19 protein-coding genes and 1 tRNA gene are annotated in these 19,402 nt (G+C 57.3%); 16 read left to right on the forward strand and 4 right to left on the reverse strand.

What is annotated here, in order from left to right:
- Positions 1 to 26 precede the first annotated feature (26 nt).
- The 4 genes from HY282_05715 to HY282_05730 form a co-directional block, all read right to left on the reverse strand.
- Positions 27 to 470: a hypothetical protein gene (locus tag HY282_05715; protein ID MBI3803243.1), complete on the reverse strand. Its 444-nt coding sequence runs from the start codon at positions 468 to 470 to the stop codon at positions 27 to 29.
- Complete coding sequence (locus tag HY282_05720; GenBank protein ID MBI3803244.1) at positions 433 to 681, reverse strand: hypothetical protein; 249 nt, start codon at positions 679 to 681, stop codon at positions 433 to 435. Before HY282_05720 ends, HY282_05715 begins: the two co-directional genes overlap by 38 nt.
- A gap of 138 nt (positions 682 to 819) precedes the next feature.
- Positions 820 to 1,890: a cytochrome-c peroxidase gene (locus HY282_05725; GenBank protein MBI3803245.1), complete on the reverse strand. Its 1,071-nt coding sequence runs from the start codon at positions 1,888 to 1,890 to the stop codon at positions 820 to 822.
- A gap of 127 nt (positions 1,891 to 2,017) precedes the next feature.
- The gene (locus HY282_05730; protein MBI3803246.1) at positions 2,018 to 3,832 is read right to left on the reverse strand and encodes an EAL domain-containing protein; all 1,815 of its coding nucleotides are present in this window, start codon (positions 3,830 to 3,832) and stop codon (positions 2,018 to 2,020) included.
- 719 nt (positions 3,833 to 4,551) lie between these two features.
- Between HY282_05730 and alaC the strand changes: the two genes are divergently transcribed.
- The 16 genes from alaC (at position 4,552) to HY282_05810 (ending at position 19,039) form a co-directional block, all read left to right on the forward strand.
- Positions 4,552 to 5,724 (forward strand): alanine transaminase, encoded by a 1,173-nt coding sequence (alaC, locus tag HY282_05735; GenBank protein ID MBI3803247.1) that lies wholly within the window; start codon positions 4,552 to 4,554, stop codon positions 5,722 to 5,724.
- A gap of 65 nt (positions 5,725 to 5,789) precedes the next feature.
- Complete coding sequence (locus HY282_05740) at positions 5,790 to 7,106, forward strand: homoserine dehydrogenase (protein ID MBI3803248.1); 1,317 nt, start codon at positions 5,790 to 5,792, stop codon at positions 7,104 to 7,106.
- Positions 7,099 to 8,187, forward strand: a complete 1,089-nt coding sequence (locus tag HY282_05745; GenBank protein MBI3803249.1) for a threonine synthase — start codon at positions 7,099 to 7,101, stop codon at positions 8,185 to 8,187. Before HY282_05740 ends, HY282_05745 begins: the two co-directional genes overlap by 8 nt.
- A 66-nt stretch (positions 8,188 to 8,253) precedes the next feature.
- A complete protein-coding gene (locus HY282_05750; protein ID MBI3803250.1) occupies positions 8,254 to 9,477 on the forward strand; it encodes a cofactor-independent phosphoglycerate mutase in 1,224 nt (407 codons plus the stop codon).
- Positions 9,478 to 9,482: 5 nt separating this feature from the next.
- Positions 9,483 to 10,754, forward strand: a complete 1,272-nt coding sequence (locus HY282_05755; protein MBI3803251.1) for an aspartate kinase — start codon at positions 9,483 to 9,485, stop codon at positions 10,752 to 10,754.
- A 95-nt stretch (positions 10,755 to 10,849) separates the two neighbouring features.
- The gene (locus HY282_05760; GenBank protein MBI3803252.1) at positions 10,850 to 12,412 is read left to right on the forward strand and encodes a citramalate synthase; all 1,563 of its coding nucleotides are present in this window, start codon (positions 10,850 to 10,852) and stop codon (positions 12,410 to 12,412) included.
- A 195-nt stretch (positions 12,413 to 12,607) separates the two neighbouring features.
- Positions 12,608 to 13,438 (forward strand): trypsin-like peptidase domain-containing protein, encoded by an 831-nt coding sequence (locus HY282_05765; GenBank protein MBI3803253.1) that lies wholly within the window; start codon positions 12,608 to 12,610, stop codon positions 13,436 to 13,438.
- 133 nt (positions 13,439 to 13,571) lie between these two features.
- Positions 13,572 to 13,853 carry an integration host factor subunit alpha gene (locus HY282_05770; protein ID MBI3803254.1) on the forward strand — a complete coding sequence of 94 codons (282 nt, stop codon included), beginning with the start codon at positions 13,572 to 13,574 and terminating at the stop codon, positions 13,851 to 13,853.
- Between the two features lie 10 nt (positions 13,854 to 13,863).
- On the forward strand, positions 13,864 to 14,193 hold the full coding sequence (locus HY282_05775) for a MerR family transcriptional regulator (protein ID MBI3803255.1): 330 nt from the start codon (positions 13,864 to 13,866) through the stop codon (positions 14,191 to 14,193).
- Between the two features lies 1 nt (position 14,194).
- Positions 14,195 to 14,271: transfer RNA gene (locus HY282_05780), tRNA-Pro, on the forward strand.
- A 340-nt stretch (positions 14,272 to 14,611) separates the two neighbouring features.
- Positions 14,612 to 15,379, forward strand: a complete 768-nt coding sequence (surE, locus tag HY282_05785; protein MBI3803256.1) for a 5'/3'-nucleotidase SurE — start codon at positions 14,612 to 14,614, stop codon at positions 15,377 to 15,379.
- Positions 15,376 to 16,047 carry a protein-L-isoaspartate(D-aspartate) O-methyltransferase gene (locus HY282_05790; protein MBI3803257.1) on the forward strand — a complete coding sequence of 224 codons (672 nt, stop codon included), beginning with the start codon at positions 15,376 to 15,378 and terminating at the stop codon, positions 16,045 to 16,047. Before surE ends, HY282_05790 begins: the two co-directional genes overlap by 4 nt.
- Positions 16,048 to 16,103: 56 nt before the next feature.
- Entirely contained in the window at positions 16,104 to 17,552 is a 1,449-nt protein-coding gene (locus tag HY282_05795) for a cysteine--tRNA ligase (protein ID MBI3803258.1), read from the forward strand.
- Positions 17,549 to 18,370 carry a 23S rRNA (guanosine(2251)-2'-O)-methyltransferase RlmB gene (gene rlmB, locus HY282_05800; GenBank protein ID MBI3803259.1) on the forward strand — a complete coding sequence of 274 codons (822 nt, stop codon included), beginning with the start codon at positions 17,549 to 17,551 and terminating at the stop codon, positions 18,368 to 18,370. Before HY282_05795 ends, rlmB begins: the two co-directional genes overlap by 4 nt.
- Positions 18,370 to 18,843, forward strand: coding sequence for a hypothetical protein (locus tag HY282_05805; GenBank protein ID MBI3803260.1), 474 nt, complete (start codon positions 18,370 to 18,372; stop codon positions 18,841 to 18,843). The genes rlmB and HY282_05805 overlap by 1 nt, the downstream gene beginning before the upstream one ends.
- Positions 18,844 to 18,874: 31 nt before the next feature.
- Complete coding sequence (locus HY282_05810; protein ID MBI3803261.1) at positions 18,875 to 19,039, forward strand: hypothetical protein; 165 nt, start codon at positions 18,875 to 18,877, stop codon at positions 19,037 to 19,039.
- Positions 19,040 to 19,402 lie beyond the last annotated feature (363 nt).

Genomic DNA, 19,402 nt, shown 5'->3' on the forward strand with positions numbered 1-19,402 from the left:
GAGGTTTTCTCCGAGGGGGACCACTGCTACCAATGGAAGAGGAAAAAGGGGAGTTCGAATCGAAAGGGCGCCGGTGCGGCCGATTGGGCTTCCCGTTTTAGATCGGGAAGGGTCGGGACGGGGGGCGAGACCTCGACCTTTCCGCTCAGGTTACGCATTGCGGCAGGGAGATCGGGCGCCGCGACGTTGTTCGTCCCAGGCGCCGGGTCGTTGCGGTCGACCCGTTGGCTATATCCGACATTAAAAGAGGCGATCCCTCCTCCGACCACCACGGCGGTCCCGACGGAGAGGCCGACATAGATCCGTGCGCTCGCCTGCGCGGCTGAGGATGAAAAGAGAACGAGCGCTGCAATACTGAAAGTGATCCCCGTTCTTTTGATCTGCGCGCCGGTCCGCTTCTTATCTTCACGGTCGATGCGGACGCTGTCGCAATCATTCCACTTGATCTTGATAGATTTCGAAATAGGCATCGATGCTTTCATGAAGCTGTTTCCGTATCTTCTCCAGGTCGCCGTTAATGACATGGAGCGGCATCTCCCCATCGCCTCCGTCAGGGAGCCGAACCGGGACATGGGGATGGAGCTCCTCCGGTGCCGTTCCGGGGTCGAGCCGAATGCCGTAGGTCAGGGTGAATTGCGGTTTTACCGATTTGAGATGTCTTTTTCCGTTGGGTGTCGCCATGGGCCTCCTCTGGATGGTTCGTGTCATCTATTTGGGTGGATCGGGTATATCAGGATTCGAAGTTCGGGCAGATCAACCGGCTCTCCTCGCGTTTCAAGCGGGGAGACTTCGATCATATAGAATTCGGGAGGCCCCTGTCTACTCCGGTAGCTTCGGCGGGGTGATCTTGAGCGGCTCACCGGTGAGGGCCTTGAGAAATTCGACCAGATCTTTTTTGTCTTGGTCGCTCAGAAGGCTCAAGGGGGTGATCAACGGGTGACGGGGGGCGGTCGTCGGCTCCGCCTTCACATAGAATTCGACCACCTCTTCCAGGGTTGCGAACTTTCCGTCGTGCATGTAAGGGGCGCTCTGTGCGACGCTGCGGAGGGTCGGTGTCTTGAACTGTTCCCGGTGGTCATCATTTTGCGTGACGGCATACCGTCCCGGATCGATGGCGACCCCGGGCCTCCTCTGAAATCCCAACGCATGGAATTGATTGTCTGTAAAATTGGGGCCGTTGTGGCAGGTGACGCATTTGGCCTTTTCGTTGAAGATCCGGAGGCCGTGCAGCGCGGTCGGGGTGAGTGCGTTGTCGTCGCCCGCCATGTAGCGGTCAAAGGGGGAGTTGTTCGAAAGGATCGTCCGCTCAAACGACGCGATCGCCTGCGCGATCCCGTCGGCGGTCACGCCGGTTCCGAAAACGCTCCGAAAAGCGGCGACATATCCCGGAACCGCGTTGAGTTTCTGTGTGAGGTGGTCTAACTCCTCTCCCATCTCGATCGGGTTTTGAATCGGTCCGAGCGCCTGCTCTTCGAGCGATCCGGCGCGGCCATCCCAAAACTGAAATTTATTATAGGCGGCGTTGAAAATCGTCGGAGCGTTCCGGGCGCCGCGTTGCCCGCGAATGCCGGTTGCGACCGGCTGGCCGTTCGAGAATCCCAGCTCGGGGTTGTGGCAAGAAGCGCAGGAGAGGGTGTTGTCGCGAGAGAGCCGCGGATCGAAGAAGAGCACTTTTCCAAGCGCCACCTTGGCCGGCGTTTGCAAGTTGTAGGGAGGGATCGGAGGCGCCAGAAGGGGATGGAGGTTGAAGGGGGGATTGGGAAGGGTATCGAAGAGGGTCTCCGGCGGATATTTGTCGCTCTTCTTGGGGCGGGCATGGAGCGGTCCTTCCGATCCCAAAAAGAGAAATAAAAAAGCAATTAATCCGAAGAGCATCCAGCGGCGTTTCATTCTTTCAAAATATCCCTACGAAAAGAGTGGGGCCGATTATAAAAGCCGCTTGCCGTCTTGTCAAGGCAGAATCGTTGTCTGGGGAGAACCGTAGAAGTAAGACGATCAGATGGACCTGGAGGGGTGTTTAAGAGGACGACATGCCTTTTTTCCCGGCGAGCAACTCCGTTATCTCTTTTGCCGGAAGCGGCCGGCTAAAGAAGTAGCCTTGCATGCCGTCGCATTTTAACGATTTGAGAAAGGCGAGCTGGTCGGCTGTCTCGACCCCTTCGGCGACGACCTTCAGCTTCAGACTGTGCGCCATGTTAATGATGGCGGTGGTGATGGCGGCATCATCGGGATCGGTGGTGATGTCGCTGACGAAGGAGCGGTCGACCTTTAGTTTGGAAATCGGGAAGCGTTTTAGGTAGCTCAGAGAAGAGTAGCCGGTCCCAAAGTCGTCCACCGAAATTTGGATTCCCATCGTATTGAGCTCCAACAGGACCGAGGTGATGATTTCGAGCTTCTGCATCAAAATGCTCTCGGTCAATTCGAGCTCCAGATATTCCGCCCCGAGCCCGGTCTCGATTAAGATCCGGCGGACCGTCTCAATTAAGTTTCTCTGCTGGAACTGCTGTCCCGAGAGATTCACCGCCACCCGCATCGGAGGGAGGCCGGCCTGCTGCCATGCTTTGTTCTGGGCACAGGCGGTGCGGAGGACCCACTCTCCAATCGGGAGGATCAGTCCGGTCTCTTCGGCGAGCGGGATGAACTTCGCCGGGGAGATGAGACCTGATTCGGCCTGCTGCCAACGGACCAGCGCCTCGACGCCGACGATCGCGCCGCTGTTCAAATCGACCTGCGGCTGATAGTGGAGGAGGAGCTCGTCCCGCTCGAGCGCCTTCCGGAGGTTGTTTTCCATCGCGAGGCGCTCGGAGACCTTTGCATTCATCTCGGGGAGATAAAATTGATAATTGTTTCTCCCCTGTTCTTTGGCGCGGTAGAGGGCGGTGTCGGCATTCCTCAACAGCTTTTCGGCGCTGTCCCCGTCATTCGGATAAAGGCTGATGCCGATGCTGGGGGTGACGAAAAGCTCATGCCCCTCAATAAAGAAGGGGGTCATGAAAAGGTTGAGGATCCGTTGGACGACATAGGGGACATCCTGTGCCTGGGCGATGTCGGAGAGGAGCAGGGTGAATTCATCTCCGCCGAGGCGGGCGACCGTATCGTTTGGATTGCTTAAGCGGGCGACCGTATCGCTGCGGCGCAAACAGGTGGAGAGCCGCTCGGCGACCGCTTTGAGAAGAAGATCGCCGATGCCGTGCCCCAAGGTATCATTGATTAACTTAAAGCGATCGAGATCGAGAAAAAGGACCGCGGACAAGCGTTGACGCCGCTTGGACGTCATCAGTGCAAGACGCAGATGGTCCATAAAGAGGGTCCGATTCGGCAGGCCGGTCAGGGAATCATGGCTGGCGAGATATTGGAGCCGCTCCTCGGAGAGTTTTCTATCGGTAATATCGATGATGAATCCTTCCAGGGCCAACAGCGCTCCGCTCTGTGCATAAATTCCGATCCCTTGTTCCCAGACCCACTTTTCCTTTTTCGTCGCATCGACCATCCGATAGACCAATTTGAAAGAATGCTTCTCTTTGACGGCGGTTTTTTTATCCCCCTCCACCCTTTCCAGATCGTCGGGGTGAATCAGTTGGGCGAAGGAGGTTTTCATGTTTCCCGTCAGGTCGGCAGGCGCGTGGCCGGTGAGATCGAGGGCCCCCTCGCTGACGAACTCCATCGTCCAGTCGGGGTCATACCGGCAGCGATAGGCCATTCCCGGCAGATTGCTCATCAGCGTCGCCAGCGCCCGCTGGCTCTCCCGCAGCGCTTCCTCCGCCCGTTTCCGCTCGGTGATATTTTGTGCGAGAGAGATGATCCCCTGAATTTGTCCGGCCGAATCGCGCATGACCGAGCCGGAGATCGAGACCGGTATCTTTTTTTTCTCCTTGGAGAGGTAGGTGCTCTCGAAGACCCCCGGCCCGATTCCCTTGAACGGGGAGTCGTCGGCGAAGACCACCTCGATCGGCCGGCCGAGTAGTTCAGCCTCGGTATAGCCGAGCAGCTCGCAGGTGGCCCGGTTGACCGTCTTCATCGATCCATCCGGATCGATCACGATGAGGGCATTCATCATATGATCGATGATGGAATCGACATAGTCTTTCCCGAGAGAGGGTCCTTTTGTTTCTGTCGGTACCGCTTCTTCTTTTCGGCTCTTTTTCTTCACGCGGGCCCCGGATAGAGAAGATAAAAACTCATATCAGCTCGGAATTCATGACCATAACCATATATGAATAGAGACTTCAATGGGACGGCAAGGGAGTGTCAAGCCGTTTTAATTTTACTACCAATTGCCTTTCTGTCAATTCTTCCCGCTTTCATATAGATAAGATAGATAAGAACGATGAGGAAGGATTCATCTCCGTCAGGAGCATCGGATTTTCGTCCGCCTTGCCGGAATGTATCGAGCCGTTCGGAACGGTCACCTTGAATCGGGGTCAATGCCGCAAGGAAAAAAGGGATGCGCGGACCGCTATATCATTTGACAATCTGGGGCTTTTCAAATAAAATGTTTGAATTTCAATCGGTTTGAATTTTCAGACTAAAAAATTTTTCAGAGGGACGCAGGTGGAATTCCAACGGATTAAACGGCTGCCGCCGTATGTTTTTAATGTCGTTACGACGATGAAAATGGACGCCCGCCGGCGGGGGGAAGATATCATCGATTTCGGGATGGGAAATCCGGACCAGCCGACCCCGGAACACATCGTCGAAAAGGCGATTGAAGCGCTCGAAAACTCAAAAAATCACCGCTACTCGGCCTCCAAGGGGATCACCAAGCTTCGGCTTGCGATCACCGACTGGTATAAGCGGAATTACGGGGTGGCGCTCGATCCCGATTCGGAAGCGATCGTGACGATTGGCTCCAAAGAGGGGATCTCGCACCTCGCCCTCGCCACCATCGGTCCCGGGGATGTCGTGTTGGCCCCCAGCCCGACCTATCCGATTCATCCTTATAGTGTCATCATTGCCGGAGGAGAGGTCCGGTCGATCCCGCTTGCGCCGGGCCGCGATTTCTTCGAGGACATGACCTCCGCCTTTAAGCAGGCGTGGCCCCGCCCGAAGATGCTGATCATCAACTTTCCGCACAATCCGACCACCCAGGTCGTGGACCTCGAGTTTTTTAAGAAGATCGTCGACTTCGCCCGCGACAATGAGCTCTTGGTCGTGCACGATCTGGCCTATGCCGATCTGGTCTTCGACGGCTACAAGGCGCCGAGTTTTCTCCAGGTGCCGGGGGCGAAGGAGGTCGGTGTCGAATTCTTCACCCTGTCGAAAAGCTATAACATGCCGGGATGGCGTGTCGGCTTCTGCGTCGGCAACCGAGAGATGATTGGGGCGCTGACCAAGCTAAAGAGCTATCTCGACTATGGCATCTTTCAGCCGGTTCAAATCGCCGCGATCATCGCCCTCAACGGCCCGCAGGAGTGCGTCGGGGAGGTCGTCGAACTCTACCGCCGTCGCCGAAACGTCCTGGTCGACGGTCTCAATCGAATCGGCTGGAAAATCGAGAAGCCGAAAGCGACCATGTTCGTCTGGGCGCAAATCCCGGAGGAGTTCCGAAAGATGGGATCTCTGGAGTTCTCCAAGCATCTTCTCACCGAGGCCAAGGTGGCGGTCTCGCCGGGAATCGGCTTCGGAGAGTACGGCGATGACCATGTCCGTTTTGCCCTCGTCGAGAACGAACATCGAACCCGTCAAGCGATTCAGGGGATCAAGAAAGTGTTGAAAGGGAAATAGTTGGATGAAGGCAGGAGACAGAAGTCAGAATCCAGAAGAACTGATTCTGACTTCCTGATTTTTCTATGAAGAAGTCCTCAATCAAAGTCGGAATCATCGGTTTCGGAACCGTCGCCAGCGGGGCGGTCCGGATTCTCATTGAGCAAAAAGAGCTGATCCGCCGTCGGCTCGGCTGCCCGATCGAGATTGTTCAGATCGCCGACCTCGACATCCGACGAAGCCGGGGGATCCCCCTCCCCAAGGGAACCTTGACGACCGATGCCATGAAGGTCGTGCGGCATCCAGAGATCGATATCGTCGTCGAGCTGATCGGAGGATATGATCCGGCGCGGCAGTTCATTCTCGAAGCGATCCGTCAGGGGAAACATGTCGTCACGGCGAACAAGGCGCTCCTGGCCGTCCATGGAGAGGAGATCTTTTCCGCGGCGGTGGAACGGGGGGTCGACATCGGCTTCGAGGGGAGCGTCGGCGGCGGCATTCCGATCATCCGCGCGTTGAAAGAGGGATTGGCCGCCGAGAAGATCGCGGCGATCTATGGAATCGTCAACGGCACCTGCAACTATATTTTGACGAAGATGACCGACGAGGGGAGGAAGTTCGCCGAGGTGTTGACCGAGGCGCAGCGGCTCGGCTATGCGGAGGCCGATCCGACCCTCGATATCGGCGGGGCCGACTCGGCGCACAAGCTGGCCGTTCTGACGGCCCTTGCTTTTGGGACCCCGGTCTCATTGAAGGAAATTTACACCGAGGGGGTCGACAAGGTCACGCCGCTCGACATCGCCTTCGCCGAAGAGTTCGGCTACAAGCTGAAGCTCCTGGCGATCGCAAAGCTGACCGGCGGCGAGATCGAGGCGCGCGTCCATCCGACGATGATTCCGAAGGAGTATCTCCTTTCCCGGGTCGGCGGTGTTTACAACGCCATCTATCTCATCGGCGAAGCGGTCGGCGAAGCGCTCTTCTATGGGCGGGGGGCCGGGAGCCTTCCGACCGGAAGCGCGGTGGTGAGCGACCTGATCGACATTTCCCGGAATATTTTGACGGGAGCCCATGGCCGGGTTCCGCCGGCGTCGTTTCGAGCCGACGCCCGCCCGGCGCTCCGGATCAAGCCGATGGAGGAGATCGAAAGCCTCTACTACCTTCGCTTTATGGCGGAAGACCGACCGGGGGTTCTCTCCAAAATCTCCGGGGTGCTCGGAAAATACCGGATCAGCATCTCCTCCGTCATTCAGCAAGGAAGGAAAGCGGGAGGCAATGTTCCGCTGGTCATGATGACCCACCGGGCGCGCGAGAGAGATATTCAGGAAGCGCTCTCGAAAATCAACCGGATGGATTATGTTTCGGAGCCGACCGTGCTCATTCGCGTGGAGGGAGAGGATGAGTGACATCCCGCTGAACAGACGTTTAGGAAGGGCTTGGCCCGGGATTGTCAAGGCCTATCGCGCCTTCTTGCCGGTCAGCGATGAAACGCCGATCATTACGCTCAATGAAGGAAACACGCCGCTCATCCCGGCCCCGCGACTGGCGGCCGCCATCCATGCCGAGATTGATCTTTATCTTAAATTTGAGGGGGCGAACCCCACCGGCTCCTTTAAAGACCGCGGGATGACGCTCGCCATTACAAAGGCGAAAGAAGCGGGGGCCAAAGCGGTCATCTGCGCCTCGACCGGAAACACGTCGGCCTCGGCCTCGGCCTACAGCGCGCGCGGTGGGATGAAGGCTTATGTCTTGATTCCGGAGGGGAAGATCGCGCTCGGGAAACTGGCCCAGGCGATGATTCACCGCGCCACGGTTATCCAGATCGACGGCAATTTCGACGAAGCGCTGGAGCTGGTAAAACAGGTGGCGGAGAAATATCCGATCACCCTCGTCAACTCGATCAATCCTTATCGGATCGATGGGCAGAAGACGGCGGCGTTTGAAGTCTGCGATCAACTCGGCGCGGCGCCGACCTACCATTTTCTTCCGGTCGGAAATGCCGGCAACATCACCGCCTATTGGAAGGGCTATAAAGAGTATTATCAAGCCGGGAGCGTCTCATCGTTGCCGAGGATGATCGGTTTTCAGGCCGCCGGCGCCGCCCCGATTGTTCTGGGTCACATCGTCGAGAAGCCGCGCACCATCGCCACCGCCATCCGTATCGGCAACCCGGCGAGCTGGAAACTCGCGGTGGAAGCGGCCTCAGAATCGAGGGGAGAGATCAATCTGGTGACCGACGATGAAATCGTCGAGGCCTATCGAATGATCGCCGGTCTGGAGGGGGTCTTCTGCGAGCCGGCCTCCGCCGCCGGAGTGGCCGGTGTGATCAAGCTGAACAAGAGCGGTTTCTTCGGGAAGGGAGAGACGGTCGTCTGCACCCTGACCGGCCATGGGTTGAAGGACGCCGATTTTTCAATGAGTATTGCACAGAAGCCGACCACCATCAAGGCCCGCTTGGACGATGTCTTGAAGGTGTTGGGATTTTAACGCTTCTCAACTCCCGTTAGTTGAAGATGAGCGACAGTCTGCCCCCACAAACAGACTGAACCGTAGATGAAGTATATCGTTTTGGTCGCGAATGGAATGGCCGACCGCTCCCTCCCGGCGTTGGATGGGCGAACCCCCCTGGAGGCGGCGCGGACGCCCCATATTGATCTGTTGGCGGCCAGTGCGGAGATCGGACAGGTTCAAACGATCCCCGAGGGATTTATGCCGGGGAGCGATGTTGCAAATCTATCGATCCTCGGATATGATCCGCGTCAATTCTACCCGGGACGGGGCGCGCTCGAATCGGCCGGGATGGAGGTTCACCTGAACGAAGGGGATGTCGCTTTTTGCTGCAACCTGGTGACGCTTCGCGACCGTCAAAAGGAGTATGCCTTCTCGGAGCTGTCGCCTCGGGTCTTCTTGGAGGACCCTTCGGGCGGAGGCATCGAAGATGACGAGGCCCGGGAGCTGATCGACCTTCTGAATAATCTCCTCGGGAGCGACCAGATCCAGTTTTATGTCGGGAGGGGATATCGGCATCTGATGGTCTGGGCCCATGGGGCCGCGAAGGTGGAGTGCCTGCCGCCGCAGCGGCTCGTCGGCCGTGAGATCATCCCCTCTTTTCCCCGAGGGGCCGACAAGGGGATCCTAAAGAAGCTGGTCCAAAGTGTTTTCAGCATCTTGTCCGAGCACCCGATCAATGAAGCGCGGATTGCCCGCGGGGAGCGGCCGGCCAATGCCGTCTGGTTTTGGGGGCCGGGAAAAGCGCGCACACTCCCCTCCTTCTCGGAGCGCTTTGCAAAACGGGGGGCGATGGTCTCCGCGGTCGATCTGCTCCGCGGTTTGGGGCGCAGGGCGGGGATGAAAGTGATTGATCTTCCCGGCGCGGCCGGAGGAGCCGACACCCCTCATGCGGGAGAAGTCGCTGCTGCCGACGGGGCGCTCAAGGCCCATGATCTGGTTTATCTCCACTTCCAGTCTTCTGATGAGGCCCGGCCTTCCGGAGACCCCCGGATGAAGGTCGAGGCGATTGAGCGCTTCGACGCGGAAATTGTCGGCCCGCTGCTTTCCCGACTGAAGGAGCGCGGCCCCTGGCGGCTCCTCTTGCTTCCCGACCATGCGACGCTCGTTTCGACGCGCGATCCGGTTGCCGATCCGGTTCCTTTCCTCCTTTGCCGCGGACTGGAAGGGGGACGGGAGGGGCGCTCTTTTTCTGAAAAGGAGGCGGCGCGCAGTTCGATCTTCTGGTCCGAAGGGCATCGTCTGATCGATTATTTCTTGAAAGGTTAATTAAGATGAGTTTGATCGTTCAAAAATTCGGCGGAACCTCCGTCGGAAACACCGATCGGATAAAAAATGTGGCGAAACGGGTGGCGCAGGCCCGGGCGGAGGGACACGATATCGTGGTCGTCGTCTCTGCGATGAGCGGGGAGACCGACCGATTGATCGGCCTTGCGCACCAGATTGCTTCCCTTCCCGATCAGCGGGAAATGGATATGCTGATCTCCACCGGAGAGCGGGTGACGATTGCGCTGCTGGCAATGGCCCTCCAAGAGGTCGGGGTGGCGGCCCGATCGTTCACCGGACGGCAGGTCGGCATCTTAACCGACGGGGCCCACACCAATGCCCGGATCGAGCAGATCACGGCAGAGCGGTTGAGGGAAGCGTTGGCCGAGGGGAAGGTCCCGGTCGTCGCCGGTTTTCAGGGAATCAATCAACGATCGGATGTAACAACGCTGGGCCGAGGCGGCTCCGACACAACGGCGGTCGCATTGGCCGCGGCATTAAAGGCCGATCTCTGCGATATCTACACCGACGTCGACGGCGTCTACACCACCGATCCGAATATCGTTCCGAACGCACGGAAGCTGGCGCGAGTCTCCTATGAAGAGATGCTGGAGATGGCAAGCCTGGGGGCGAAGGTGCTCCAGACCCGTTCGGTCGAGTTTGCAATGAAATATCAGGTTCCGGTTCGCGTTCGCTCGAGCTTCAACGACAACGAGGGAACCCTGGTGACAAAGGAGGATCAGGAAATGGAGCAAGAGGTCGTCTCAGGGGTGACCTACGATAAAAACCAAGCCAAGGTCACCCTCCTCGGGGTGCCCGATCGGCCGGGAATCGCGTCCAAAATCTTCGGCACGCTGGCGCGGGAGAACACGGTGGTTGATATGATCATCCAAAATATCGGCCAGGGAGGAATGACCGACATCTCGTTCACCGTCCCGAAGGCCGATGCGCGGCGGGCCAAAGAAAATCTCACCAAGCTCGCCGAAGAGATGGGGGTGCAGGAGATTCAGCTGACCGAAAACATCGCCAAGGTCTCGATCGTCGGGGTCGGGATGCGCTCCCACTCGGGGGTGGCGGCGAAGATGTTCTCCAGCCTGGCCGCGGAGGGGATCAACATCATGATGATCTCCACCTCTGAAATCAAGATTTCGTGCGTCATCGACTCCAAATACACCGAGCTGGCGGTCCGGACGCTGCACGATGTGTTCGAACTAAGCAAAGCACCGCCGCAAAAAACAGAAAAGGCCAAATCAAAGCCGGCCCGGCGGACCTCAAAATAAACAGTCGTTGCAGCCGATCAAGCGACGAGATCATAACCCAGATCGAAAATCGAATAATAAAACATTTTCGAGGGCTGCAAGGACAGGAGTTTTAAATGCGAATCGTTGAAATTTATGACACGACCTTACGCGACGGAGCGCAGTCGGAGGATGTCTCCTTCTCCGTCGAGGACAAGCTCCGGATCGCCCAGAAGCTCGATGAGCTCGGCCTGCACTATATAGAAGGGGGCTGGCCGGGGGCCAACCCGAAGGACATCCTCTTCTTCGAAGAGATGAAGCGGGTCCCGCTGAAGTCGGCCAAGCTGGTCGCATTCGGCGCCACGCGGAAGTCGAAAAACAAGGTCTCCAAAGATCCGAACATCAAAGCGTTGGCCGAGGCCGGGACCGAGGTGGTCACCCTCTTCGGCAAGAGCTGGGACCTGCATGTCACCGATGCGCTGGGGATCACCCTGAAGAAGAACCTCGAGATCATCTCCGACTCCATCGCCTATCTCCGGTCTCAAGGGAAGCGGGTTTTTTACGACGCGGAGCATTTTTTCAACGGCTATGCGGCGCAGCCCGAGTATGCGTTGAAGACGCTCGATGCGGCCAAACGCGCCGGGGCGGAGTGTATTATCCTCTGCGACACCAACGGCGGGACGATGCCATGGCAGTTGCGCGAAGCGCTGGAGGTTGTTCAGCGGGAGATCGGCGGGCCGCTCGGGATTCATACCCACAACGACTCCGAGATGGCGGTGGCGAACGCCTTGACGGCGATTGAATCGGGGGTGACTCAGGTACAGGGGACGATGAACGGCTTCGGAGAGCGTTGCGGAAATGCGAATCTCTGCTCGCTGCTCCCGAATTTAAAATTGAAGATGAAGATCAACTGCATCGCCGATGAGCAGCTCAAACGGTTAAGGGAGGTCTCCCACTTCGTCAGCGAGATCGCGAACCTCCCCCACAACAAACACCAACCGTATGTCGGCGACGCCGCGTTCGCCCACAAAGGGGGGATTCATGTCCACGCCGTCCGGAAAAAGGCGGAGACCTACGAACATATCGCCCCGAGCAAGGTGGGGAATCGACAGCGGGTGTTGATCTCCGACTATGCGGGGAAGAGCAATCTGCTTGAGAAGGCGAAGGAGTTTCGGATCCATCTCGCCAGCGACAGCCCGCACCTCAAAGAAATTCTTGAAACGCTCAAAGAGCGGGAGCACCAAGGATATCAGTTCGAGGGGGCGGAAGGTTCGTTCGAGCTGATGATGAAAAAGGCGCTCGGAAAGCACAAGCGATTTTTCGATCTCGTCGGATTCCGGGTGATCGTTGAGAAGCGCAAGGAGAGCGAGGAGACCCTCTGCGAGGCGACCATTATGGTGGCGGTCGCGGGCCAGGTGGAGCATACGGCGGCGACCGGAAATGGGCCGGTCAACGCCCTCGACCATGCCCTTCGAAAAGCGCTTGAAAAATTCTATCCGGCGCTCTCCGAGGTAAAGCTGCTAGACTACAAGGTCCGTGTCTTGACTGCCAGCGACGGCACTGGATCGAAGGTCCGGGTGTTGATCGAATCGGGGGACGGCGAGCGGACCTGGGGAACGGTCGGGGTCTCCGAAAATATTATCGAAGCCAGCTGGCAGGCGCTGGTCGATAGCATCGAATATAAACTGCTCACCCCCTAAACTTCGAATTCCCCGGGGGGAAGCGTCGGGGCGGAAAAGTCAACCGGCACGGCAGGGTCACGTGAGGAAAGAACGGTACATCATCGGTTGCAGGTTGATCGTGGCTCGGCCTATAATTTAGTCAATGAGGGGAATCGCTCCATGCAGAGCTGGAATGTCAGGCTGACCACGGTTTTTTCCGTCTTTATCGGGGCGATGGTTTTTTGCGCCTCCTGCAAGAAGGCGCCGACCCACGCCCCGGTCGCCACCTCCGCCCCCGATGTCGGTTTTCAGGAGATGGAGCCGGTCGGAGAGGTCCCTGCGCGCGAGCTCCTGATCACAGAGAAAGCATTCATCCGTGTGGCGAAGCGGGTGACGCCGGCGGTCGTGAACATCAGCACCGTCCACTTCGTTCGACACCCCGACGCCTCCCAGGAGAAGGGGCTGTTTAAAGATTTTTTCGGAGAGCTCTTCAAGAACCAACCCCGGCGTGAATTTCGCCAGAGGAGCCTCGGCTCCGGATTTATCATCAGCGACCAGGGCTATATCATGACCAACCACCACGTCATCGCAGAGGCCGACAAGATTACGATTAAGCTCTCGGATCGACGGGAGTTCGTCGGGACTGTCGTCGGGAAAGATCCGAAGACCGACCTGGCGATCATCAAAATTCCGCCTCAGACCGATTTGCCGGTCGCCTCGCTCGGCGATTCGGGACACATCGAGGTCGGAGAATGGGCGATCGCCATCGGAAATCCTTTCGGACTCGACCGGACCGTCACCGTCGGGGTGATCAGCGCCACCGGGAGAACCGATCTCGGCCTGACCGATCAAGACAATTTCATCCAGACCGACGCCTCGATCAACTTCGGAAACAGCGGCGGTCCCCTCCTCAACGCAAAAGGAGAGGTCATCGGGATTAATACCGCCATCGTCGCGACCGGACAGGGAATCGGTTTTGCCATTCCGATCAACATGGCGAAGACGGTGGTGGAGGAGTGGATTGAGAAGGGAAACGTCAGCCAAGGCAGGCTTCTCGTGCATTAATTCTTCCTCTCTGGAACAAAACACTTGACATTATTGACAACCTATTGTATTTTATGGCCAATTTACGACCCCCTGGGGGGGGTTGAACTCTTCGAGAATCAATTCCGCGAGATCATCAAAGAGAGGGGCCGCGATGAGAAAAGCCGATATAGCGAATGAGGTTTTTGAGAAGCTAGGAATCTCTAAGAAGGAATCGGCCGATATTCTTGAAGTGATTCTCAATTCAATTAAAGAGGTGTTAAAAAAAGGAGAGATGGTCAAGGTTGCCGGTTTCGGCAATTTCGTTGTCCGCAACAAAAGAGCCCGCAAGGGACGAAATCCAAAGACGGGTGAGGAGATCGGGATCACCCCTCGCCGGGTGGTCACCTTTAGGCCAAGCCAGGTCTTTAAAAAATTCGTCAACCAAAACCAATAGGTGTGGGTCGATGGACAAACTCTTTTATAAGATTGGAGAGGTCAGTCAGATCACCGGACTTGAAGCATATGTCCTCCGCTTTTGGGAATCTGAATTCCCGGCCCTTCATCCGAAAAAGAGTAAAGGGAATCAACGGGTTTATACAAGGAAAGAGATCGATCTGGTTCTCCAGATTAAGCAGCTTCTTTACCAAGAAGGGTTGACCATCGCCGGTGCCAAAAAGAAGCTGGCCGGCGTGCAGGGGAAACCGAGCCCAGAGCCGAAAGAGACTCTCCTTGACGATAATACATTAGAAAAGGTAAAAAGGGAGCTTGAAGAGGTTCTGCACATCTTAAGTTAAACGGGGCGTAGCGCAGTCTGGTAGCGCACTCGCTTGGGGTGCGAGTGGTCGCTGGTTCAAATCCAGTCGCCCCGACCAACTTAGAGGTTGTGAATAAATCCTTAGACCGAGCTGGGCGGCGGAGGTGCAAGCAGGACCAACCCCAAAAAGCAGGCTTTTGGGGGACCCTAATCGTTGCGACGACGAGGCGTAGCCAAAGGCTACGGCGAGGAGGCGCAACGCTGTAATGCGCCTCGCATCGGCGGTCCAGCGACGGGAGAGGATTTGTTCACAACCTCGATGAGGTAAGCGGTCGATCTTTCGTGAGAGAGGGGACCGCTCACCGAAGGCTACTGTGAGAGATACGAAAGCTGCTCAGCAGCTTTTTTTATTTTCAGTCGGAATAGAAAGGGTTTAATTGCAAGGGAAAGAAAAAGTCATTTTGGCGACGAACGACGACGGCGTTCACTCGCCGGGGTTGATTCAATTGGCAGAGGCGCTTCGAGAGGTCGGAAAGGTGATCGTGATCGCGCCCGATCGAGAGCGGAGTGCGGCGGGCCACGCGCTCACCCTTCACAAGCCGCTTCGCGCCGATGAGATCCGTCCGGGGGTCTTCAGCGTCAACGGCACCCCGACCGACTGTGTTAACCTCGGCGTTCTTTATTTGATGAAAGAGTCGCGTCCCGACCTGATCGTCTCGGGGATCAATAAAGGGGGGAATCTCGGGGACGATGTGACCTACTCCGGGACCGTCTCGGCGGCGATGGAGGGGACGCTGTTGGGGGTTCCTTCGATCGCGTTTTCCCAGCTGGGGGAGGGCCATTTTCATTTTGAGGCGGCGGCCCGATTCGCCGTCGGCTTATCGCGATTGGTCTTGGAAAAAGGGCTCTCGAAAGAGGTCTTCCTTAATGTGAACGTTCCAACGCTGAGCCCCGCCGAGATCAAGGGGGTCCGGATCACCACGCTCGGAAAGCGGGTCTTCAACGACAGCACGATCATTGCAAACACCGACCCCCGCGGCAGGAGATACTTTTGGATCGGGCTGAACGGCATGACCTGGGAGCAGCGGAAGAACACCGACCAGCAGGCGGTCGAACAGGGAGAGATTTCGGTGACCCCGCTTCATCTCGATCTCACCCATCATGAAACCATTGAACGGCTGAGCTCCTGGAGAGAGCAGCTCTCCGCGGAGATAAAGAATCGATGAATCATTACGAGACCGCCCGCCGCCGGATGGTGGAAGACCAGCTGGTCGCGCGGGGAATTAAAGATGAGCGGGTCCTGGCCGCGATGCGTAAAGTCCCACGCCATCTTTTTGTCGAGGAGGCATTCCGCGACCGGGCCTACGGGGACCATGCCCTTCCGATCGGAGACAAACAGACGATCTCCCAGCCCTATATGGTCGGCCTGATGTCGGAAGCGTTGGGGCTGAAGGGAACCGAGAAGGTTCTGGAGATCGGAACCGGCTCCGGCTATCAAACGGCGGTCCTGGCCGAGCTGTCGGCGCGGGTCTGCTCGATCGAGCGAATCCAGTTTTTTGTCTCACGGGCCTGGAAGATCTTGGGGGAGCTCGGCTACCGGAACACGGTGATTCATCTGGCCGACGGCTCCTACGGTTGGAAGGATGAGGCGCCGTTTGATGCAATCTTGGTGGCGGCCGGCGCTCCTCAAATTCCACCGATCCTTCTTGATCAGCTCAAGGTCGGCGGACGGATGATCGTCCCGGTCGGCGAACGCGCATCACAGATACTCAAAAAAATCATCAAGGAAGAGAAGGGGGTGACCAGCGCCTCTGTCACCTCTTGTCTGTTCGTTCCACTTCTCGGCGCATCGGGATGGGAGAAGGAAGAGGAAGGACGGGGAGACGGTTTTTAGGTTTGCCGGAATCGACGTGGCAGACTCCTGAACGACGCTCAGATACAGGGTTAAAGATGCTTCGAATCACAAATACCCTCTCCGGTGAGAAAGAGGGGTGGTCTCCGCCCGCCAACAGAGAGGTGCGCCTCTATGTCTGTGGTGTCACGGTCTATGAACACTGCCACCTCGGGCATGCGCGGTCGGCGGTCGTCTTTGACGTGATCCGGAATTATTTGGAATACCACGGTCTCTCGGTCCGGTATGTCAAAAATTTTACCGACATCGACGACAAGATCATCCGGCGGGCGCAGGAGGAGGGGAAGGAGTGGAAGGAGATCGCGGAAACCTTCATCGCTTCCTACAAAGAGGACATGACCCGTCTGGCGGTGCGGCCCCCGACGGTGGCGCCGAAGGCGACCGATTACATCCCTGAGATGATCGGGTTGATCGAGGGGTTGATTGCAAAAGGAGTTGCCTATACAATCGGCGGTGATGTCTACTTCGAGGTGGCGAAGTCTCCCGGCTACGGCAAGCTTTCCAAACAAAAACCCGACGAGATGGTCGCCGGGGTGCGGGTGGAGGTCGATGAGCGGAAGCGAAGCCCGCTCGATTTTGCCCTCTGGAAATCGTCAAAGCCGGACGAGCCGGCCTGGAAGAGCCCATGGGGTCCGGGAAGACCGGGGTGGCATATTGAATGCTCGGCGATGGCGCTCCGTTTGCTGGGGGAGACATTTGATCTGCACGGCGGAGGAAAAGATTTGATCTTTCCTCACCATGAAAATGAGATCGCACAATCGGAAGCAGCGACCGGAAAGCAATTCGTTCGCACCTGGATTCACCACGGCTTCGTCACCATTGATCAGGAGAAGATGTCGAAGTCGCTCGGGAACTTTTTCACCCTTAAAGAGATCTTTGAAAAGGCCCCCAAATTCCCGGAGCCGGTGATTGCCGAGGTGATCCGCTTTTATCTCCTCTCCACCCATTATCGCTCCGCGGCTGATTTCTCCGATCAGAGCCTGAGTACCGCGAAGAGCGGGCTCGATCGCTTCTATGAGCTATTCCAACGGATCGAGGAGGTTGAAAAGAGAGGCGCTGTCCCCTCGGCGTCCGACTCCGGCGTCTGGAATCGTTTTCATGAAGCCTTCAAGGGGGCGATGGATGATGACTTCAACACCGCGAGGGCGATCGGCGTGCTTCAGGAGCTTCGCGCCGAGGTGAATGCCCGGCTGGCAAAAAATGAGACGGCTGATGTCGCCGCCGCAAAGAAGCTTTTCCAAACGCTGGGCGGGGTTCTCGGCCTCTTTCGCGTTCCGCCGGTTCAGTGGAGTCATCAGCCTTGGGAGAAAGGATTTTCTGCCGAAGCGACCCTGTCGGACCGAGCGGTGGAGGCCTTGATCCGGGAGCGGGAAGAGGCGCGCCGAAAGAAAGATTGGAAGAAGTCGGATGAAATTCGAGACCGACTGGCCCAGGCCGGGGTCGTTCTCGAAGACCGGCCGGACGGGTCGACGCGGGTGAAACGATGAGACGGCGAGAGGGACCCCCAAAAGAGCGACCGCAGCGCCCTCCGGAACGTCCTCCGGCGGCCGTCGAGGAGTCGGTGATCTATGGGGTGAATCCGATTCTCGAAGCGCTTCGAGCGAAGCGGCTCAATAAAATTTATCTGGCCCCGGGGCGCGGCGGCCAAGAGATTGACGAGGTTCGAACGCTCGCCCGGCAGCAGCGGACCACCCTTCAGACGGTTCCCCGCGACGTGCTCGACAAGATGGCCAAGACGGCGAAACATCAGGGGGTCGTCGGTCATCTTTCGGCCCAAAGCTACATCGATCTCGATGCGCTTCTGGCCGCATCCCGGCAGAAGGACGAACCGCCGTTTCTCTTCGTCCTCGACGAAATTGAAGACCCCCGGAACCTCGGGGCGATCATTCGCACGGCCGACGCCGTCGGCGGGCATGGGATCATCATCCCGGAGCGGCGTGCGGCCGGCTTGACCGGTGTCGTCTCCAAAGCCTCAGCCGGCGCGGTGGTCCACCTCCCGGTGGCGCGGGTGGTCAATATCTCGGCGACCATCGATCGACTGAAGAAGGAGAACATCTGGACCGTCGGCATTGAGACCGGCGCGCCGACCTCCTATCTCGATTATGATTTCACCGATGCGGTGGCGATCGTCGTCGGATCGGAAGGGAAAGGGGTTCATCAGAAGGTTCTCGAACATTGTGATCAGATCGTTTCACTCCCGATGCGGGGGCATGTCTCCTCGCTGAACGTTTCGGTGGCGCTCGGGGTGATCGCGTATGAAGTGTTAAGGCAACGTCGGCAGAAAATAATGAAAGGAGCAAAATAATGGAAGTATCGCGGGAGACCCATTTGAAATTGGCGTTCCTGCTCTGGGCGGTGGTCGGCGTCGGCCTTCTCATCGCCGGCGGAATTTTCCTCTTCGGCAATCGGACCATGAGCGAGCTTGACGCCCGATACAGCACGAGCGGACCGGGGATGGCGGAGGGGATCGGGCTCGTCATTGCCCTGGCGATCGGATTTGGAAAAGGGAATTTCGTTCTCCCTAAGATTGCCAGAAAAAACATCGCACGGATCGAGCAGCTTCCGGCGAAAAGCCCTTTTTATATGACCTTTAGCCTAAAGAGCTGGCTCTTAATTCTGAGTATGATGCTGATTGGAACGATCATCCGATTGTTGGGCGCGCCGCACTTTGTCCGTGGGGTGATTTATGTGGCGGTCGGCTTTGCGCTGCTTCTCGGGAGCCGGACTTACCTGGCGCCCCAGGCGGCCGGGCCGATGGAGAAGAAGGTTCCGTTATAACAGATATTCTCTTCGAAAAGGAGGTGGTCCGATGGCTGCGAGTGAATCCGAATATAAGGGAAATCCGATGTTGGTCTTAACGCAGGGTGCCGAAGATCGGTTTCCATTTCAGTTCGGTCTTAAGAAAGCCAAGCTAATTTTAGAGCATCTAGAAGACATCAAACAGTTCGTCGAAAAACATTCAAAGACCGAATAGTCACTTCGCAGCGAGGCTGCCGCCCGGAACGCTGAGGGCGGCCTTTCTTTCGGGTAAAGTCGGCTCCTTGCAATGGCTCCTCTGTGTTGATATCATCGGAGGATGATCCCGGCCCTTTGCAAACGTCTCGGAAAGAGGCGGAAAAAACAGAAGGCCCGTCTTCGACGGTGTTCCTTCCTTCTGTTGTTCGTATCGCCTTTTTTGTTGTTTTTATCTAATAGCGCCGACGCGATGGGGGTGTGGGTAGATCATGCCACCGTGAAGATCCGGCCGAACAGCCCTTCGAAGCCCGAACAAGCCTCCGCACAGCTCAAAGCGGCTCGCAATGAGTTTGAATCTTTCCAATTGGTGGTCACCGCCGAC

The sequence above is a fragment of the Candidatus Manganitrophaceae bacterium genome, from assembly GCA_016200325.1.
Taxonomy (GTDB): Bacteria; Nitrospirota; Nitrospiria; order SBBL01; family Manganitrophaceae; genus Manganitrophus.

Bases quoted from the DNA above. Each gene is read 5' to 3' on its own strand.
- HY282_05715 (MBI3803243.1), bottom strand. From the start codon at position 470: ATGCCTATTTCGAAATCTATCAAGATCAAGTGGAATGATTGCGACAGC.
- HY282_05720 (MBI3803244.1), bottom strand. From the start codon at position 681: ATGGCGACACCCAACGGAAAAAGACATCTCAAATCGGTAAAACCGCAA.
- HY282_05725 (MBI3803245.1), bottom strand. From the start codon at position 1,890: ATGAAACGCCGCTGGATGCTCTTCGGATTAATTGCTTTTTTATTTCTC.
- HY282_05730 (MBI3803246.1), bottom strand. From the start codon at position 3,832: ATGCGCGATTCGGCCGGACAAATTCAGGGGATCATCTCTCTCGCACAA.
- HY282_05740 (MBI3803248.1), top strand. From the start codon at position 5,790: ATGAAGAAGTCCTCAATCAAAGTCGGAATCATCGGTTTCGGAACCGTC.
- HY282_05745 (MBI3803249.1), top strand. From the start codon at position 7,099: ATGAGTGACATCCCGCTGAACAGACGTTTAGGAAGGGCTTGGCCCGGG.
- HY282_05750 (MBI3803250.1), top strand. From the start codon at position 8,254: ATGAAGTATATCGTTTTGGTCGCGAATGGAATGGCCGACCGCTCCCTC.
- HY282_05755 (MBI3803251.1), top strand. From the start codon at position 9,483: ATGAGTTTGATCGTTCAAAAATTCGGCGGAACCTCCGTCGGAAACACC.
- HY282_05760 (MBI3803252.1), top strand. From the start codon at position 10,850: ATGCGAATCGTTGAAATTTATGACACGACCTTACGCGACGGAGCGCAG.
- HY282_05765 (MBI3803253.1), top strand. From the start codon at position 12,608: ATGGTTTTTTGCGCCTCCTGCAAGAAGGCGCCGACCCACGCCCCGGTC.
- HY282_05770 (MBI3803254.1), top strand. From the start codon at position 13,572: ATGAGAAAAGCCGATATAGCGAATGAGGTTTTTGAGAAGCTAGGAATC.
- HY282_05775 (MBI3803255.1), top strand. From the start codon at position 13,864: ATGGACAAACTCTTTTATAAGATTGGAGAGGTCAGTCAGATCACCGGA.
- HY282_05790 (MBI3803257.1), top strand. From the start codon at position 15,376: ATGAATCATTACGAGACCGCCCGCCGCCGGATGGTGGAAGACCAGCTG.
- HY282_05795 (MBI3803258.1), top strand. From the start codon at position 16,104: ATGCTTCGAATCACAAATACCCTCTCCGGTGAGAAAGAGGGGTGGTCT.
- rlmB (MBI3803259.1), top strand. From the start codon at position 17,549: ATGAGACGGCGAGAGGGACCCCCAAAAGAGCGACCGCAGCGCCCTCCG.
- HY282_05805 (MBI3803260.1), top strand. From the start codon at position 18,370: ATGGAAGTATCGCGGGAGACCCATTTGAAATTGGCGTTCCTGCTCTGG.
- HY282_05810 (MBI3803261.1), top strand. From the start codon at position 18,875: ATGGCTGCGAGTGAATCCGAATATAAGGGAAATCCGATGTTGGTCTTA.